Source organism: Burkholderia sp. Ac-20384, from assembly GCF_017104605.1.
GTDB classification, from domain to species: Bacteria; Pseudomonadota; Gammaproteobacteria; order Burkholderiales; family Burkholderiaceae; genus Burkholderia; species Burkholderia lata.
The window spans coordinates 54,373-71,230 of record NZ_JAAGPE010000008.1 but is presented as its reverse complement, the minus strand read 5'-3'; the positions used below and the strand labels follow the sequence as shown (position 1 = coordinate 71,230).

The 16,858-nt window shown below is 61.1% G+C and carries 17 protein-coding genes; 14 read left to right on the top strand and 3 right to left on the bottom strand.

The features are described 5' to 3' along the window. The first annotated feature begins 11 nt into the window (after positions 1 to 11). From G3O00_RS03165 to G3O00_RS03140, 6 genes are all read left to right on the top strand, one after another. Positions 12 to 1,568 carry a sugar ABC transporter ATP-binding protein gene (locus G3O00_RS03165; RefSeq protein ID WP_206142021.1) on the top strand — a complete coding sequence of 519 codons (1,557 nt, stop codon included), beginning with the start codon at positions 12 to 14 and terminating at the stop codon, positions 1,566 to 1,568. Positions 1,569 to 1,601: 33 nt separating this feature from the next. Continuing rightward, positions 1,602 to 2,579: an ABC transporter permease gene (locus tag G3O00_RS03160; protein WP_206142020.1), complete on the top strand. Its 978-nt coding sequence runs from the start codon at positions 1,602 to 1,604 to the stop codon at positions 2,577 to 2,579. Position 2,580: 1 nt separating this feature from the next. Continuing rightward, positions 2,581 to 3,576, top strand: a complete 996-nt coding sequence (locus G3O00_RS03155) for an ABC transporter permease (RefSeq protein ID WP_206142019.1) — start codon at positions 2,581 to 2,583, stop codon at positions 3,574 to 3,576. Between the two features lie 83 nt (positions 3,577 to 3,659). After that, the gene (locus G3O00_RS03150) at positions 3,660 to 4,094 is read left to right on the top strand and encodes a cupin domain-containing protein (protein ID WP_174931819.1); all 435 of its coding nucleotides are present in this window, start codon (positions 3,660 to 3,662) and stop codon (positions 4,092 to 4,094) included. A 314-nt stretch (positions 4,095 to 4,408) separates the two neighbouring features. Then, on the top strand, positions 4,409 to 4,546 hold the full coding sequence (locus G3O00_RS03145; RefSeq protein WP_167316040.1) for an HHHH-motif protein: 138 nt from the start codon (positions 4,409 to 4,411) through the stop codon (positions 4,544 to 4,546). Positions 4,547 to 4,607: 61 nt separating this feature from the next. After that, positions 4,608 to 5,084 (top strand): hypothetical protein, encoded by a 477-nt coding sequence (locus G3O00_RS03140; RefSeq protein ID WP_206142018.1) that lies wholly within the window; start codon positions 4,608 to 4,610, stop codon positions 5,082 to 5,084. A gap of 105 nt (positions 5,085 to 5,189) precedes the next feature. On the opposite strand, the gene phaZ is transcribed toward G3O00_RS03140, so the two are convergent. Next, entirely contained in the window at positions 5,190 to 6,545 is a 1,356-nt protein-coding gene (phaZ, locus tag G3O00_RS03135; protein WP_206142017.1) for a polyhydroxyalkanoate depolymerase, read from the bottom strand. A 288-nt stretch (positions 6,546 to 6,833) separates the two neighbouring features. On the opposite strand from phaZ, the gene G3O00_RS03130 reads away from it, so the two are divergent. From G3O00_RS03130 to G3O00_RS03095, 8 genes are all read left to right on the top strand, one after another. Further along, complete coding sequence (locus G3O00_RS03130) at positions 6,834 to 7,496, top strand: glutathione S-transferase family protein (RefSeq protein ID WP_174931822.1); 663 nt, start codon at positions 6,834 to 6,836, stop codon at positions 7,494 to 7,496. Positions 7,497 to 7,732: 236 nt separating this feature from the next. Beyond that, the gene (locus G3O00_RS03125) at positions 7,733 to 8,977 is read left to right on the top strand and encodes a cyclic nucleotide-binding domain-containing protein (RefSeq protein ID WP_206142016.1); all 1,245 of its coding nucleotides are present in this window, start codon (positions 7,733 to 7,735) and stop codon (positions 8,975 to 8,977) included. Between the two features lie 13 nt (positions 8,978 to 8,990). Continuing rightward, positions 8,991 to 9,755 (top strand): flagellar motor protein, encoded by a 765-nt coding sequence (locus G3O00_RS03120; protein WP_011355952.1) that lies wholly within the window; start codon positions 8,991 to 8,993, stop codon positions 9,753 to 9,755. A gap of 39 nt (positions 9,756 to 9,794) precedes the next feature. Further along, positions 9,795 to 10,475, top strand: a complete 681-nt coding sequence (locus G3O00_RS03115; RefSeq protein ID WP_206142015.1) for an OmpA family protein — start codon at positions 9,795 to 9,797, stop codon at positions 10,473 to 10,475. A 169-nt stretch (positions 10,476 to 10,644) separates the two neighbouring features. After that, a complete protein-coding gene (locus G3O00_RS03110; protein WP_206142014.1) occupies positions 10,645 to 12,507 on the top strand; it encodes a methyl-accepting chemotaxis protein in 1,863 nt (620 codons plus the stop codon). A gap of 105 nt (positions 12,508 to 12,612) precedes the next feature. After that, positions 12,613 to 13,401, top strand: coding sequence for a hypothetical protein (locus G3O00_RS03105; protein ID WP_206142013.1), 789 nt, complete (start codon positions 12,613 to 12,615; stop codon positions 13,399 to 13,401). Positions 13,402 to 13,680: 279 nt separating this feature from the next. Beyond that, positions 13,681 to 14,544: a hypothetical protein gene (locus tag G3O00_RS03100; RefSeq protein ID WP_206142012.1), complete on the top strand. Its 864-nt coding sequence runs from the start codon at positions 13,681 to 13,683 to the stop codon at positions 14,542 to 14,544. Then, the gene (locus G3O00_RS03095) at positions 14,541 to 15,146 is read left to right on the top strand and encodes a hypothetical protein (protein WP_206142011.1); all 606 of its coding nucleotides are present in this window, start codon (positions 14,541 to 14,543) and stop codon (positions 15,144 to 15,146) included. Before G3O00_RS03100 ends, G3O00_RS03095 begins: the two co-directional genes overlap by 4 nt. A gap of 743 nt (positions 15,147 to 15,889) precedes the next feature. Here G3O00_RS03095 and G3O00_RS03090 read toward each other — a convergent pair. Then, the gene (locus tag G3O00_RS03090) at positions 15,890 to 16,204 is read right to left on the bottom strand and encodes a hypothetical protein (RefSeq protein ID WP_206142010.1); all 315 of its coding nucleotides are present in this window, start codon (positions 16,202 to 16,204) and stop codon (positions 15,890 to 15,892) included. Continuing rightward, entirely contained in the window at positions 16,201 to 16,812 is a 612-nt protein-coding gene (locus tag G3O00_RS03085) for a hypothetical protein (protein ID WP_206142009.1), read from the bottom strand. Before G3O00_RS03085 ends, G3O00_RS03090 begins: the two co-directional genes overlap by 4 nt. Positions 16,813 to 16,858 lie beyond the last annotated feature (46 nt).

Sequence of the window (16,858 nt, the reverse complement as noted above, 5' to 3'; positions counted from 1 at the left end):
CGCGAGGCGCGATGGACGCACAGCTTCCCGCCGCAACCGATGCCGCCGACGGCGGTGACGCGCAGCCCGTCGTGCTCGAGACGCGCGGCGTCGGCAAGACTTTCGGGGTCGTGCGCGCACTCAACGGCGTATCGCTGACGCTGCGCGCGGGCGAGGTGCACGGACTGATGGGCGAGAACGGCGCGGGCAAGTCGACGCTGATCAAGATCCTCACCGGCTTCCACCAGCCCGATGCGGGCGAGATCCGCGTCGACGGCGCACCCGTCTCGTTCGACAGTCCGCGGGCCGCGCAGCGTGCGGGCATCTGCGCGGTCTACCAGGAAATCAACCTGATCCCCGAACGCAGCGTGGCCGAGAACATCTTTCTCGGTCACGAGCCGCGCCGCTTCGGCCCGTGGATCGACCGGCGCGAGATGCTGGCGCGCACGCGCGAAATCGTCGAGCGCTACGGGCTCGCGGTCGATCCAGCCGACAAAGTCGGGTCGCTCGGGCTCGGCCAGCAGCAGATGGTGTCGATCGCGCGCGGCGTGTCGCTCGGTGCGCGCGTGCTGATTCTCGACGAACCGACGTCGGCGCTGAGCGGGGCGGAAGTCGAGGTGCTGTTCGGTGTCGTCGATCAACTGCGCGCGACGGGCATCGCGATCGTGCTGGTGAGCCATCGCTTGTCCGAGTGCTACCGGATGTGCGACCGGCTAACCGTGCTGCGCGATGGCGCGGTCGTGCGCAGCGATACGCCCGACCGGCTGCCGCGTATGGCGCTGATCTCGGCGATGCTCGGCCGCGAGGTTGGCGCGCACGGCCCACGCGAACAGGCGGAAGCGGCCGCTGCCGATACGACGCAGACACCGGCGCTCGCCGTCGACGGCTTGCGCTGGGGCACGCGCCTGCGCGACGTGACGTTCCGTGTCGCGCCGAAGGAAATCGTCGGGCTCGCGGGCTTGCTCGGCGCGGGCCGCACCGAAACCTTCAAGGCCGTGTTCGGCGCGCAGCAGCCGGACGGCGGCGCGGTGCGTGTAGGCGGACATGCACTCGACGGCGCGGACCCGGCACGCGCGATTCGCGCGGGGCTCGCGTTCCTGTCCGAGGATCGCCGCTCGGAAGGCATTTTCTCGAAGCTGTCGGTGCGCGAGAACATCGTCGTGTGCGTGCTGCCGCGTATCGCGCGGTTCGGCTTCATTTCCGTGCGCAAGCAGGAGGCGCTCGTCGAACGCTATATCCGCGAGCTGGGCATCAAGACGTCGCACGCGGGCGCGCCGATCTCGACGCTGTCCGGCGGCAACCAGCAGAAGGCGCTGATCGCGCGCTGCCTGTCGACCGAGCCGACGGTGCTGCTGCTCGACGATCCGACGCGCGGCATCGACGTCGGCGCGAAGGCGGAAGTGCACGACCTCGTCAAACGGCTCGCCGATGCGGGGCTGGCGGTGGTCGCGACATCGTCGGAGATGGAAGAACTGCTCGAGCTGGCCGACCGGCTCGTGATCCTGCATGAAGGCGCGACGAGCGGCGAGCTGTCGACGCGTGGCGCGAGCCCCGACGACGTGACCGCGCTGCTCGCGAACCAGGCGTAACGCGCCTGACATCGACCAGAGAATGAGGAAAGCGTGAATCTAGCCAACCTGATGAGCGAACCGGAAGGCGCACGCCGCACGTCGCGCCGCTCGCTGTTCGTGCAGGCGCGCGACCACAGCGTGTATCTCGCGTTCATCGCGCTCGCGGTCTTCAACCTGATCGTCACGCCCGGGTTCTCGAATCCGCTCGCCGCGCGCAGCCTGCTGTTCCAGGCCGCGCCGATCGTGCTGATCGCGCTCGGGCAGAACCTCGCGATCGCGACGCGAGGGATCGACCTGTCGGTCGGGTCGGTGATGGCGCTGTCGAGCGCGATCATTGCCGTGTGTTTGCCGTACGGAACGGGCGCCGCGTTCGCCGCGGCGATTGCGATCGGGCTCGCGGTCGGCCTCTTCAACGGCGGGCTCGTCGCGCGGCTCGGCATCGATCCGCTGATTTCCGGGCTGGCGTTGCTGGTTGCCGCGCGTGGGCTTGCACAGGCATTGCTCGGCGGTTCGCGCGTGAGCCTGCCGCCTTCCGATGCGTTCGATTTCATCGGCATCGGGTCGTTTTTAGGGTTGCCGGTCGTGATGCTGATCGCGCTCGCTTGCGCGGCGATCGTGTTCTTCGTCGTGCGCAATACGACCTTCGGGCGCTACACGATTCTCGTTGGCGCGAGCCGCGATGCCGCGCATCTCGCCGGCGTGCCGGTACGGCGCACGTTGCTCGCCGTGTATGCGGCGAGCGGAGCGCTTGCGGGGCTCGCTGGCCTGTTCGCGACCGCACGGCTCGGTGCGGGCGATCCGAACTACGTCGGCGTGAACTTCGAACTCGATGCGATCGCCGCGTCGGTGATCGGCGGCACGCCGCTCTCCGGCGGGCGCGTGTCGATCGTCGGCACCGTGTTCGGCGTGCTGCTGCTGCAACTGCTCGATGCCAGCTTCATCATGAACAACATCAGCTTCACCTATGCGCAGATCCTGAAGGCCGCGTTCATCCTCGGCGCGCTGTACCTGCAGCGCTCGGGAGCCTGACATGTCGACCGCGCCGATTTCCACGCACACTGCGCAGGACGCGAGCCGCGCGCGACGCGCGCAGGTTGTCCGGCTCGTGCAGGCGCGCGGCGCGATCGCGATCCTCGTGCTCGTGTGCCTGATCGCCGGCCGCGTGTTTCCGCATTTCCTGAGCGCGCCGAACCTGCTCGACATCGTCGCGGCCGCCGCGTTCGTTGCGCTGATCACGATCGGGCAGAGCTTCGTGATCATCCTCGGCGGGTTCGATCTATCGGTCGGCTCGCTCGTCGGGCTCGGCACCGTGATCGCCGCGTATGCGGCGCCGTATGGCTGGGGCGCCGCGCTGGTCGCGCCTGTTGGCGCGGGGCTGATCGTCGGGCTCGCGAACGGCTGGCTGATCGCGCGGGCGCGGATGGCGCCGTTCATCGTCACGCTCGCCGCATTGCTCGGGTTGAAAGGGCTGTCGCTCGTGCTCGCGAGCCAGGACATGCTGATCGCCAACCCGGGGTTCTTTGCGACGATCGCGAACGGCTCGCTGTTCGGCATCGGCAACCTGGTGTGGATCGTGGTCGTCGCGTATCTCGTCGCCGCGTTCGTGCTGAATCACACGCGCTACGGCGCGGGCGTGTTCGCGATCGGCGGCAACGAGGAGGCGGCGCGCATGCTCGGCGTGAACGTCGAAGGGCTCAAGATCGTCACGTACGGGCTGAGCGGGGCGCTCGCCGGGCTGGCTGGTGCGCTGCTCGCGTCGCGGCTCGATTCGGGGCTGCCGGGCGCAGGCAACAGCTACGAGCTGCAGTCGATCGCGGCGGCGGTGATCGGCGGCGTGCTGCTGACGGGCGGCGTCGGCACGCTGTTCGGTCCGCTCGCGGGCGTGCTGCTGCTCGGCGTGATCGAGAACGTGATCAACCAGGTCGGGACGTTGAGCCCGTACTACCAGAACCTCGCGAGCGGCGCGTTCCTGCTGCTCGCGGTGATCGCGCAGACGCTGCTGACCGGGAAGCGGCGCAAGCGGTAGCGATCGGGCGCGGCTTCGCGCTGTCGCACACTGGAACGCTAAATGCTTGTCACGCGGGATCCTTTCGATGAAGGAGCAGCGCGATGAGCACACCGACCCCCACCGCTTTTTCCCATGTGAAGCCGCAGGACACCGCGTATCGCGGCGAAGGCCTGCGCGACTTCTTCCTGTACCGCGATCTCGGCATCGCGGCCGCGACGAACGGCAAGGTCGTCGCGCAACTCGTCAGGGCGAATCATGCACCGGAGGCGGGCACCGGCTGGCACCGTCACGAGGCCGAGTTCCATATCGTGATCATGCTGAAGGGCTGGGCGCGCTTCATGTACGGCGAACGGGAGACGCTGGTCAGCGCGGGCGACTGCGTGCATCAGGCGCCGGGGATCGTCCACTACCTGTTCGACTATTCGCCGGACATGGAGTATCTCGAGATCGTCGGGCCCGCCGATTTCAAGTCGATCGATGTCGAAGGGCCGTGCGCGGTGCCGCCGCCGACACCGTGGGGAGAGGCGGGGGCGTAGCTGCCTGGTTCCCCGACGCATGCATCATCGGAACGCTCGTTTGTGACAAACCGCCCTCGGGCGGTTTTTTGTTGGGCCTTCCACGGAGGTTGCCGTGCGATCCGCTTTCCCTGCTTCACATTCTTTCGAATTCCGAAGGGTCGCGGAGCTGAAGATCCGGAAAGAAAAGAAAGACATTCGTCAGCTTCGATGCGTTGATGGCGCCGCGATGTCAAAGATCGTCAATTGCGAGTGGATGCGGTGCACGGCCTGTCGACGACCGGCGTTAAGGAGGTACCAGCCGGATCACCGGTTGACTTACCCGGGAGAGTTTCATGAAGCGCATCGCGAAGATCCTGACGGCCACCGCAGTGGCATGTGCCGTCCTTGCTCCGGCACTGGCCGAAGCGCATTCGCACCGTGTGTGCCACGTCGATCATCACCACCATCGCGTGTGCCGCTGGGTGCGGTAATCGCGACTTTCCCGGGGATCCCCGGAACGCATTCTTTATTCAGGCAAATCAGGAGAGGACTATGAAAAAGACGATGTTGATCGCCGCGCTGGTCGCCGGCATGGGGTTGTCGATCGGTGCATTCGCGCAGGTTCCGGCCAGCGCGCCGGCCGGCACGACCGGTCTGTGCAAGGACGGCTCGTTCTACTCGGGCGCGTCGAAGAAGGGCGCATGCGCGGGCCACAAGGGAGTGAAGACCTGGTACGGCGCATCGTCGGCGGCCGCCGCGAGCGCACCGGCCGCCGCGCCGGTCATGGCCGCCTCGGCAGCCCCCGCATCGGGCACCGCGCCGGCGAAGAGCGCAGCTGCAACGACCGCAGCGACCGCGGCCGCAGCGCCGGGCGGCGGCCCGGGCAAGGTGTGGGCCAACGACAGCACGAAGGTCTATCACTGCTCGACCGACAAGTACTACGGCAAGACGAAGCACGGCAGCTACATGTCGGAAGCCGACGCGAAGGCGAAGGGCTATCACGCATCGCACGGCAAGGCCTGTTCGTAACGCAGGTTGACGCGCGAGCCGCTCCCTCGCGCGTCGTCCGCCCGCCGCGGCACCTCACGCCCCGCCACCCCCGGCGGGGCGTTTCATTTTCTGCGCCGTCCGGCTTCAGTGGGTGTGATGCGATTGCGTTTCGGCCGCTGCATCGTGTGCGGTTGCGCGGGCATCGAGCAGCGCGCGCAGCGTCACGTAGTGCGTGCCGTTCGCATCGCCTGCCGCCCCCGCGGTGCGATCGTATGGCTCGTTGTCGTGGATCGTCGCGCGCACGATCGGATAGATCTGCGTTTCCCAGCGGCTGCCGTTGAACACGCCGTAGTGGCCTGCGCCCGTCTGCACGTGGTGCGTCTTCAGGTACGGCGGTAACCCCGAACACAGCTCCTGCGCGGCCACCGTCTGGCCGACCGCGCAGATGTCGTCCTTCTCGCCTTCGATCGTCAACAGCGCGGTGCGATGAATCGCCGCCGGCTCGACGAGCCGCTCGCCGACCGTCAGCTCGCCGCGTGCCAGTGCGTATTGCTGGAACACCTTCTCGACCGTTTCCAGATAGAACTCCGCCGTGAGATCGGCGGTGGCGAAGTATTCGTCGTAGAAGTGCCGCAGCGTGTCGGCTTTATCCGGATCGCCTTTCGCACGCTCGTAATACAGGTCGGCGAACGACGCTGCGTGGCGATCGGGATTCATCGACATGAACGCGCCGACCTGCACGAAGCCCGGATACACGCAGCGTTGCGCACCGACGAAGCCCGCCGGCACGACGCTGATCAGGTTGCGCGCGAACCATTCGATCGGCTGGCTCGTCGCGAGCGCGTTCACCTTCGTCGGATTGACACGGCAATCGATCGGCCCTGCCATCAGCGTCAGGCTCGCGGGCTGCGCCGGATCGCCGCCGGCCGCCATCAGCGCGACCGCCGCGAGTGCGGCGACGGTCGGCTGGCAGATCGCGAGCACATGCGCGTCCGGGCCGATCTGGTGGATGAAGTCGATCACGTGCGCGACGTACTCGTCGAAGCCGAAGCGTCCGGCCGTCAGCGGGATGTCGCGCGGGTTGTGCCAGTCGGTGATGTACACGTCATGGTCGGCGAGCATCGTATGCACGGTGCCGCGCAACAGCGTCGCGAAATGCCCGGACATTGGCGCGACGATCAGCACACGCGGCTGGCGCGCGACCGGCAGCGCCTTGCGGAAATGCAGCAGCGTGCCGAACGGTGTGGCCGCGGCCGCTTCCTCGACGATCGGCACCGTCTCGCCGTCGACGACGATCGACGCGATGCCGAACGGCGGACGCCGATGCGAGAACGCGCAGCATTCGAGCAGTTCGCACACTGCGTCGAGCATGCGGCCGCTCGGCGTCGCGGTGGCGGGCGGCCACAGCGACATCGTCGCGCGGGCGGCGGCGGCCCATGCGCGCGCCGGGCGCGTGCATTCGGCAGACCATTGATAGAACGGATAGGCAAGCAGATTCATGGCCGTCACTCGTTATGCCGCGTTGCATGGAACGAGGCAAGCGATGTGCCAGCCTGCGGCTGGCACGCGCGTTGCACGCGGTTCGGGAACGCTGCGATGCAGGCAGCATGCGACAACCGGCAGCCGCACGCAATGCGTGGTCGAGCCGATCCGGCGTGCGGCACGTGCCGCGACAGCGTGCGGGGCTGCGCCAGTTCGGCGAATGCGCGGCACCGGCATGGTGCGGGCGATGCCGCGTGGTGTCCGTTTCGGTGCAGGGGCACGAACGGCTTTGAACAGGGGAGCGACATGGAAGTCACCGGACAGACGACGTTGACCATCAGCAGCCGCAACTACTCGTCGTGGTCGATGCGCGGCTGGCTGCTCGCGAAGCTGAGCGGGCTCGTGTTCGAGACGGTCAGCGTGCCGATCGACGCTGCGTCACGTGCAGAGTTGCTGCTGCTGTCGCCGTCGATTCTCGTGCCGTGCCTGACGCACGACGGCAACACCGTGTGGGACACGCTCGCAATCGCCGAATACCTGAACGAAATCCGGCCGCAGGCGCGGCTGCTGCCTGAAGACCGGCGAGCCCGCGCGCATTGCCGGTCGATCTGCGGCGAGATGCATTCCGGTTTCAGCGCGTTGCGATCCGCGTTGCCGATGAACCTGCGTGCGCATTTCCCCGGCTTCCGGATCTGGTCGCGCGCGCAGCACGACATCCAGCGGATCGTGACGATCTGGCGCGAGTGCCTGGCCGCGTACGGCGGCCCCTGGTTGTTCGGCGCGGAGATCGGCATCGCCGACGCGATGTATGCGCCGGTCGTCACGCGCTTCCTGACCTACGACGTGAAGCTGGAACCCGATATTGCCGAGTACTGCATGCAGGTGCTCGCGCATCCGTTCGTCGCCGAGTGGATCGATGCGGCGAAGGCGGAGCACGAAGACATCGACGAACTCGACATGGAGTTCTGACGCGCGGGTTCGCTTGCGCTTTCAATTGCACTACACACGCAGGCATCGAAATGAACTTTCCAGTGTGTCTGCGTGACCCGCAAACGTTTTACCTTGATTTCGGTTCGAAACGAGGACGAATTCCCTAAAGGATGTTGAGCCCGATGACGTAAACGGGTCACGGGGACGACTCGTGATCGCATGCTTTCGACATGCGACGCGCAGTCCGCAACATTCAGCGCAGCAGGGGAATCGACTTGAATCGTCAGCAATCATGGACGCGTACGGCGGCGCCTGGGGAGATCATTTACTCCGAGGGTTTTGCGGGCGAGCCCGTCATCTTTCTGATCACCGACGGCAAGGTCGAGCTGTCCACGCGATGCGACGACAAGCGCGTCGTCGTCGCGACGCTCGGCCGCGGCGAGTTCTTCGGTGAATCGGCGTTGCTCGCGGCCGAGCCGCGTGCCCATACCGCGAAGGCGCTTTCATTCTGTCAGCTGACGGTCGTGCCGGCCGGCATGCTCGACGAGGAAATCGAGCGCGTGTCGGCGCTGCTGCGCCACATCGTGCGAACGATGATCCGCCGCGTGAAGCGCAAGGACGACCAGCTCGCCACCTACACGCATGCCGATTTCATGCCGGGCGTGCTGTCGTATGCGCATGTGCTGTCGCTGATGGCCGGCGCCGAAGCGCGCGATGGCGGCGACTCTTGGGCGCGCCGGCCGATGCAGACCCATGCGGCCGAAACCTCGGTGCCGCTTGCCGAAGTGATCCGCAAATGCCGCGCGATTGCCGGCCACTCGCGGCCGCACGTGCTCGCGATGCTGCGACGCATGGAGAAGCTCAATCTCGTCACGATCGAAGCGGCGCAGGCGGACCATGCGGGCGGGGCGGTCGACTATGCGGCATCGTCGGATGCGCGCCAGGTCGTCACGTTCGACGCCGCGCGCGTGATCGATCGCGCGCAACAGGTGGCCGATCACGATCTCGACCTGTCGATCAACAGCGAACTCGAACTCATCGAGCTGGCCGATCTTGAAGCGCTGATCGGCGTCGAGAAGACGATGCTGCTCAACAAGTTGTCGAACGGCGAGATTGCCGACGAGTTGTTCGCGTTCCGCAAATCGAAGGTGCTCAGCTACGTCGAACAGAAGGGCGTGACGTACTTCTCGCGGCGCAATGCGCGACGCGGCGGCGACGTGCGCGCACTGGAGGATCTCGTGTGGATCGACCAGCGCACGCTGTTCGACGTCATCAGCGCGTTCGATACCTACGATCTCGCGAAGCTGATCGCGAACCTCGACGATCGCGCGGTGGCCGACAAGCTGTTCTCCGTGATGACCGAGGCGCGGCGCAACGAGGTGTCGTGGGTGATGCGCCGCGAGCTCAAGCTCGATCCGGTCGAGATCGAGGACATCGAGCGGCGCGTGCTGGATGCCGTTCGTGCGGCGAAGGCGCCGGCGGCGGGCACTGCGCCTGTCGCATCGGCATCGGATGCATGACAAGGGAGCGCGTATGGATCTGTTGACCCTGGCCGGTGTGGTGTTGGGCGGCGCGGCGATCGTGTTCGGTTTCGCGCTGGAAGGCGGGCATTTCTCGATGCTGTTCCAGTTCGAGGCGCTCGTGATCGTGCTCGGCGGCACGCTCGGCGCGGTGATGATCCAGAACACGTGGGCGCGCTTCTTCGACGCGGTGAAGCAGTTGCGGCTCGCGTTCGTGCGTGCGCGCGAAGTCGATCGCAAGAACCTGTCCGACCTGCTCGAATGGGGCGACCGCGCGAAGCTCGACGGGCTGCTCGCGTTCGAATCGATGGACGTGAGCGGCATTCATCCGTTCGCGCGCCGTGGGCTCGAACTGCTGGCGAACGGTGTGTCGACCGCCGTGCTCGAAGACGCGTTGCAGCGCGAACTCGATGCCTACGAACGCAGCCGCCTGGCCGCCGCACGTGTATGGCAGCAGGCCGGCGGGTATGCGCCGACGTTCGGCATTCTCGGCTCGGTGCTCGGGCTCGTGCAGGTGACGAGCCATATTCTCGAACCGGCGCAGCTCGGGCCGGGCATCGCGGTTGCGTTCATCGCGACGCTGTACGGGCTGGCGTTCGCCAACCTCGTATTCCTGCCGCTTTACGGCAAGCTGCGCGCGCAGATCGACAGCGAGCTGCGGTTTCGCAAGCTGTATCTCGACGGCTTGCTGGCGATTTCGCGCAAGGAATCGCCGCATACGATCGAGACGCGCCTGACCGGCGACGTGCGCGGGCGCGCGGTCGAATCGCTCGCGTGATGCGCGTGTGTCATACGACGAACCCGGAATTCCAACCGCATGACTGCTCGAACTGACGGTGCATCCGCTGCCGATCGCGACGACGACGAACTCGACGGCGCGCAATCCGGCCGCTGGCTGATTTCGTACGCGGATCTCATCACGACGCTGATGGTGCTGTTTCTCGCGTTGTACGTGCTCCAGCTCGCGAAATACAACGCGCTCGATGCGCGGTACCAGACGCTCGCGCGGCATGCCGAGAGCGCGGCGAGCGCATCCGCTGCTGGTACCACTGCCGTGACGCCGGAGCACTCGCCGCCCTGGCTCGCGTTGCTCGATTCGTTGAAGTCGAACGGCCGGATCTCGCTCGTGAAAGCGCCGCACGGCGTGGAGATCGGCATCGACGCGAAGATCCTGTTCAATGTCGGCGATGCGCGCCTGCTGCCCGATTCGTCGCCCGTGCTGAACCAGATCGCACAGGCGCTGAGCGATCACGCGACCGGCGACATTCTCGTCGAAGGGCACACCGACAGCGTGCCGATCGCGAACGCGAAATACGAATCGAACTGGGAGCTGTCGTCGGCGCGCGCGGGGAGCGTCGTGCGCTACCTGACCGAGCGCGGTGTCGCCCCGCACCGGCTCGCGGCGATCGGGCGGGCCGATACGCAGCCGCTCGTCGCGGGCGACGATGCCGCTGCGCGGGCGCGCAACCGGCGTGTCACGATCTTCGTTGCATACTGATTCGCGCTGAATTTTCGTTGTTCGCGCATCTATAAGCGGCCGCATATGTCCGCCTGACAACAACATAACGAATCTCGCATGATGAACATGTGAATTCAGCGATGCGGTTCTGCGCGTGCATGCCGATAACCCAATCTGGCTCAGACCGAGCGGTTATCGAGGGTTCCCCATGCATTTCTGGCGCAAGCTTTCCATACAGAACAAGCTGATTCTCAGCATGACGAGTTGCCTGCTCGTGTTCGTCGCGATCTCGAGCGGACTCAGTATCCGTCTGATCGGCAACGCGGTGCGCGATCGCGTCGTCCGCGAAGAGCTGCCGACGGCCGTGAACGGCATCCGCGCGGACGTGCAGCGGCAGATGGCCGGGCCGATCGCCGCGTCGCGGATTCTCGCGCGCGACGCGTTCCTGCTGCAGTGGGAAGCCGACGGCGAACCCGACGCCGGCACGCGCAACTGGATCCAGCTCGCGAAGAACGTGAAGGACGAGCAGAAGGCCGCGTCGGTGCAGTGGGTGTCCGTGAAGAGCGGCAACTACTACAACGAATCCGGCCTGCAGCGGAAGGTGACCGACAAGGATCAGTGGCTGACCGGCTTCCTGTCGTCCGGCAAGGCGTTCGACGTGAACATGGACCGCGAGGTGACGGTCGGCGGCTACATGATGTTCATCAACAGCCGCGTCGAGCTTGATGGCGTGCCGATCGGCGCGGCGTGTATGAGCTTGTCTGTCGATGCGCTTGCGAAGGGTATTGCTGCTTATCGGATTGGTGAGACCGGGTTTGCGTATCTCGTGCGTCCCGATGGCGCGATCATGATGCATCGCGATACGGCGCTGATCGACGGCAAGCATTTCATGAAGGATCAGCCGGGGCTGCCGGGTGATGCGTCGTCGACGCTGCTGGCCGGGCAGCCGTATGCGTATCTGAGCTACAACGGCGACGGTGGCGCGCGGTTCATCGCGACGTCGTTTATTCCGGAGTTGAATGCGTATGTGGTCGTCGAGGTGCCGCAGGCTGAGTTGCTCGGGCCGGTGACGCGTGCGATTCGTAGCGCTGCGTTGGTTGCTGCGGTGGTGGGGCTGGGTGTTGCACTGCTGGTGATCTGGCTGGTGGGGCGTGCGATTGCCGCGCCGATTCGTCGCGCGGCGACGCTGCTGTCGGAGATCGCCAGCGGCCAGGGCGACCTCACGCGCCGGATGACGGTCGAGAGCGAGGACGAGATCGGGCAGTTGTCGGATGCGTTCAACCGGTTCGTGTCGTCGCTGTCGACGCTGGTGCACAGCATTCGCGCGGCTTCCTCGTCGATTGCGACCGGGTCGGCGCAGATTGCGACGGGGAATGCGGACCTCAGCGAACGCACCGAAGGGCAGTCGAGCAACCTGGAGCGCACGGCTTCGTCGATGGAAGAGATCACGGCCGTGGTGCGGAACAACACCGAAACGGCGACGACGGCCGCGAAGATGATCAACGGCGCTTCCGATACGGCGGCGCGCGGCGGGCAGGTGGTGGGTGAAGTCGTGACCACGATGCAGGAGATCAGCGATGCGTCGCAGCGCATCTCCGAGATCATCGTGATGATCGATAGCATCTCGTTCCAGACGAATATTCTGGCGTTGAATGCGGCTGTGGAAGCGGCGCGGGCCGGGGAGCAGGGGCGCGGGTTCGCGGTGGTTGCTTCGGAAGTGCGGAATCTGGCGCAACGCAGCGCGCAGGCGGCTAAGGAGATCAAGGTGCTGATCGAGCATAGCGCTGGGACGGTGAATACCGGGTCGCGGCTGGTAAGTGAGGCCGGGAAGGTGATGCGCGATGTCGTGTCGCAGGTGCAGGGCGTGAGCGCGATGATGAGCGAGATCGCCGAGGCGAGCCTGGAGCAGAGCGCCGGGATCGATCAGATCGGGGATGCTGTGCAGTCGCTCGATCAGATGACGCAGCAGAATGCGGCGCTGGTGGAAGAAAGCGCAGCGGCCGCGGCGAGCTTGAAGCAGCAGGCGGCGGAATTGACCCGGTTGGTGTCGGCTTTCAAGGTGGATGAGTAAAGTCTGATTCGCGAATTAGAATAGGGCGTTTCTGAGGGACGGCTGCCGTGGGTTCACGGCAGCCGTTTTTGCATGTTGGTGCGGGATTCGGTGACGTCTATAAAAATGAAACGCATTTCCAAGTGGAAGATCGGGGTGGGGGCGGCGGTGCTAGTCGCGGTGGCGGCTGCGGTGGGGGCGAAGGTGATTGCGTCGCCTACTGATTCTTATCTTGCCTATCGGGAGAAGGTTGCGGCGGAGGTGGGTGCGGTCAGGGTGGAAGATCGGGCGGATCTAGACAAGAAATATACGACCGAGGTGAATGTGCGGCTGGTTAAGCTTGTTGGGGCGGTCAAGGTGAAAGGGTTTTCTAGGGCGGCAGGGAGTGACGTGCAGAGCGTTGTCGCCGATGACGGGATGACCCCCGAGCCGGATGGGCTGTTCTTGAAGTCAGATGATGGGAAGGTGCGTCTTCTGGTTACGACAGTTCCGCTTTTGACGGCTTGGGCGAAGAGGGCGGATGCGGGGATCAAGTCCACGGATGATGTTGCCGTTATCTTCGATAACGAGACTTTTTATACGGATGTGTTCGCCGACGATGCAGCGGCGTTTCGGTTCGCCGAGTTGCCGGTGAAGCGGAAGCCGGCTGATGCGGTGGTGAAGGCGTTGCTGCTCGGGGAAAGCCAGGATGGGGTGCCGGAGGGGCCGAATACGTTGGCTGTCGCGATTAAGCAGAAGGAGCGGATTTATATCCTCTGGAGGAATGTGACGGTGTCGCAGATAGTGGCTTGTGGGGTGGCACAGGTGGCTGAGGAGAGGTGGCAGGATTGTTTCACAAAGCATTTGCATGTGCTGAAGGGCTACTCGCGGATTGTGTCAGAGGTGGAGGCAATGATGGATGGCGTTGTTCAATAGGAGGTTCCCTGAGGTGGATATTGAAATCTCTCCAGCAAAGCAATCTAGTAGAAGATGAAAGAGTGTCACGTGGGATCAGCGGACTTATCAGTAGGTAGCCCCGGCGACGTCCCTCTGGGGGTAATGTGTCTTGCGAAGATGGGTGGTCTGTTGGCAAATTATTTTATCTGGTTGGTAAGTAGTTAATAATACGGGGTCGCATTAAATGAATGAAATACTAAAGAAGGCTGAATACAGAAAGATTTTTTTGTTGTTGTTTTGTTGTTCTTGATTGTATGTGTGTTGTTGCGTGTTTTTGCGATTCCATATTTAAATCCGGCATTGGCTTTTGAGTTTTCTGGATTTGTTGCGCTTACTTTGCAAGTCGTCGCGCAGAGTCTTCTCGTTACAATATTTGTTGGATCATTTGTTTTTTGGCTTACGCCAAAGGTGATGCAAAAATCCACTGTTGAAGTTATTGAGCCGAAGCAAATAAACTCACTTCTGAGAAGGGCTGTTCCTGATTCTCGTTATTGGGCTTATAAAGGTGGTTGCGGAAGATATACTCGAGCGGTGACTATTCCACTTATGGCTCATGCTGCTAGGAATCAGGGTTTTGGTAGAGATATTAGAATCTCGCTTCTTAATCCATCTAATGAGGAGTTGTGCGATCATTACGCAACCTATCGACGTAGTTTGAAATCGGCTCACGATGGAGAACCGTGGACTACGGAGATCGTTCAATCGGAAATAGTCGCAACTATAGTCGCTGCGTTGCGGACCAAACATGATGAACCATTGCTCGACATACAGATTTCTTTGGCTAATTATTTCTCGTCGTTCAGGTTGGATATTTCTGATCTATATACTATTGTAACTAAGGAGGATAAGGAGGCTGCTGGTTTGTTGGCGGACGTGGATTCTTATTTTTACGACTCTTATAAAGACGATCTGCGGCTCACGGAGTTGCAATCTCAATTCATTGATTACGCAAAGCCAATACCCGGCGGTACTGCCCTAACCGAAGAGATTTTAAAGTCGATCGTTGGTGATTTGAAGGTGTTCTCACAGAATCAGATTGATGATCTCAATTTTAAGAAAATATTGGAGCTAGTGAATAGTCCGGTTGATCCATACGCTCCAAAGAAGAAGGGGCTGATTTGAAAAATATTGCTGATGTTATTGAGCGGCTCGAGACTGGAAAGTATGTGGCTAAAAAACTTGCAGCTTATCCTTACGACGTTGGAAAGGATTATTTCTGGCATCCCTTGGGATTTCTTGTATCGAAGTTATTCGAAGAGCCTCCGTTGACACTTCGAATTCATATATGGCCAAGAGGTGGTGGTCGTGAGCAGAATCCGGCGTGGCCAATTCACGATCATATTTTTAATATGCGGAGTTGGATATTGCACGGGCGGCTTCTTAATACTGTTTATTGCGAGTCGAGGTGTCTGAAAAATTATCACTTGTATTTGGCGAGTTACCAAGGTGATGAATCTGTATTGACTCGAGGGGAGAGTGAAATCTCCCTGGAGGTAGAGCATGAGGAGAGGTATGAGGTTGGTCAATTTTATAATGTAGAGGCCGGGGTCTTTCACTCTTCGAGTCACGAAAAGGACGCGACAACGATTACAGTAGTGTTAACTAACTCTGTGCCGTTCGGGCAACCAAGAATCGCCGGTGAAATAGACGGGCTGAATGAATATCGTTATCGCCGAAGCGTCGCGTCAAAAGAGGAGGTGCTTAATATAATTCGCGAGGCTTAATGTCTCTTCATGTTCCAGGATAGTTGGTTGCTTGCAGAGAGCAGTGGAGTGAGGGAGTTGGCCAGTTATCGCGCTGCGGTCAGCAGTGTGATTCAGTTGCGTCAACGGAGGCCGCGTGCAACTCTAAGCTTGCCAAGTGGTGAGCCGGCAAGTTTTGTTTCGGGGTGTTTCTACTCTAAAGAAATCGTGAGGAGCGGGAGTTGTCATCAAGGATATTCAGCCAATCTTATCTTTCTTTGCAATGACGGGTGAGACTTGTTGCTGTCGCCACAACGCTATCTCGCCATTGATTATATTAGTAGGTAAGCGATCGAATTAGCTCTAGCGGCCCGTGGGAAAGCTAACTCGAGAAATTGCTCGTCGATTCGTTCGAGCTTGACGCCTGAGTATCGGTCGCGGACAAAGAGGGTAGGGTAATTTTGATATTGTATTTGTGCCTGTCGGGAAATGGTGTCTGTGCTGAGGCGTCAAATGTATATCAATGAGTATGAGGTGGCTTAATTTTGATGGGAGTTCGCGAGCGATAATTCTGATCGCGGTGTCGATGGATGTGACTCCAGTTCTTCGTATGCCGCTTAGGTGTATATATCTAGTTTGCTCAGAATTTGACGATGTAGGTTTATCTTGGAAGAGCCCGCTTTGAGCGGGCTATTTGCGCGTGGTGTTTTTTTAGGGGGCGGATAGTTTATGTGAAAATAGATTATTAATGTGGTGATGGGTAATGGGTGATATGATTCACCTTGCTAATCAAAAAATCCTTCAATGTCTGTGGAAACCCCATTGGCATTTGCAATTACAGCTTCGTAGAAATTTTTCATAAATCGATAATCGGACTCGGTGTCGTAGACGCTGAACGGTGAATTTTTAATGCCTTTGGTCAAGCTAAAATGAAATGAATCAACTTCTCGATCGGGATCGTAAAATCTGTCAATGCTAAGTGTAAATTTTTTGTGATTGCAAAAATACGCTCTGTGATCACCCATGAACCACTGGAAATTCCCTTTCTCAGTTTCTTCGTGGAGTTGTGCCATGAATGATTGAAGGGTTGCTGGAATCATTCTGTTATCTCCGAAAAAGTCATTTGCTTGCTTTGGCGCGAACTAAATTGTGTGGTGATGGATAATAGTGCTGCTCGAGTTTTTTCATAAGGAAGATCCTCGCCGGACGGCGCATTTCCTATGGACTCGCTATTGTATTTTGTGCTTCGCGTCGATTTCTTGATGTATCGATAAGTCAGGATGTGGGCTTTGTTTTCACGGTGTATCGATTTTTCATCGTCTAATTCCGCATGAAATACTCGTTCGTAAGATTCTAGAATCTCGATAATGATTGCTTGTGGAATTGCGGTATCATTTTCGATGCATGTCACTGCTGTTTTTATCGCGGATCGGCATTCCGTGATTCGTTCCGCATCTATGATTTTAGTCATTCCGCTGAAAACACGTTTTGCTGCTGAGGTGGATTCTTCGACGGCGGATTTGGCGCGTTTTAGCTCGATGATTGCTAGGAGCGTGCCGTAAAGAGTTATGAATGACCCAATGCTTCCAATAAGAGTGATCGTGTCCTTCCCCAGCGCCGGCCGGAAATAGAAGAGTAGGCCAGCGAGAGTCGCGGTCCCAACGGCTGCTGCGATATGCCATCCCCGATAGCTCGTTGGCACTTTCATGGCATTCTTTTCATGTTTTCTATTTTGGTTGAGTAGATATTTATTT

Excerpts from the sequence above, each read along its gene's own strand:
- G3O00_RS03165 (WP_206142021.1), top strand. The coding sequence starts at position 12 with ATGGACGCACAGCTTCCCGCCGCAACCGATGCCGCCGACGGCGGTGAC.
- G3O00_RS03155 (WP_206142019.1), top strand. The coding sequence starts at position 2,581 with ATGTCGACCGCGCCGATTTCCACGCACACTGCGCAGGACGCGAGCCGC.
- G3O00_RS03150 (WP_174931819.1), top strand. The coding sequence starts at position 3,660 with ATGAGCACACCGACCCCCACCGCTTTTTCCCATGTGAAGCCGCAGGAC.
- G3O00_RS03145 (WP_167316040.1), top strand. The coding sequence starts at position 4,409 with ATGAAGCGCATCGCGAAGATCCTGACGGCCACCGCAGTGGCATGTGCC.
- G3O00_RS03140 (WP_206142018.1), top strand. The coding sequence starts at position 4,608 with ATGAAAAAGACGATGTTGATCGCCGCGCTGGTCGCCGGCATGGGGTTG.
- phaZ (WP_206142017.1), bottom strand. The coding sequence starts at position 6,545 with ATGAATCTGCTTGCCTATCCGTTCTATCAATGGTCTGCCGAATGCACG.
- G3O00_RS03130 (WP_174931822.1), top strand. The coding sequence starts at position 6,834 with ATGGAAGTCACCGGACAGACGACGTTGACCATCAGCAGCCGCAACTAC.
- G3O00_RS03120 (WP_011355952.1), top strand. The coding sequence starts at position 8,991 with ATGGATCTGTTGACCCTGGCCGGTGTGGTGTTGGGCGGCGCGGCGATC.
- G3O00_RS03115 (WP_206142015.1), top strand. The coding sequence starts at position 9,795 with ATGACTGCTCGAACTGACGGTGCATCCGCTGCCGATCGCGACGACGAC.
- G3O00_RS03110 (WP_206142014.1), top strand. The coding sequence starts at position 10,645 with ATGCATTTCTGGCGCAAGCTTTCCATACAGAACAAGCTGATTCTCAGC.
- G3O00_RS03105 (WP_206142013.1), top strand. The coding sequence starts at position 12,613 with ATGAAACGCATTTCCAAGTGGAAGATCGGGGTGGGGGCGGCGGTGCTA.
- G3O00_RS03090 (WP_206142010.1), bottom strand. The coding sequence starts at position 16,204 with ATGATTCCAGCAACCCTTCAATCATTCATGGCACAACTCCACGAAGAA.
- G3O00_RS03085 (WP_206142009.1), bottom strand. The coding sequence starts at position 16,812 with ATGAAAGTGCCAACGAGCTATCGGGGATGGCATATCGCAGCAGCCGTT.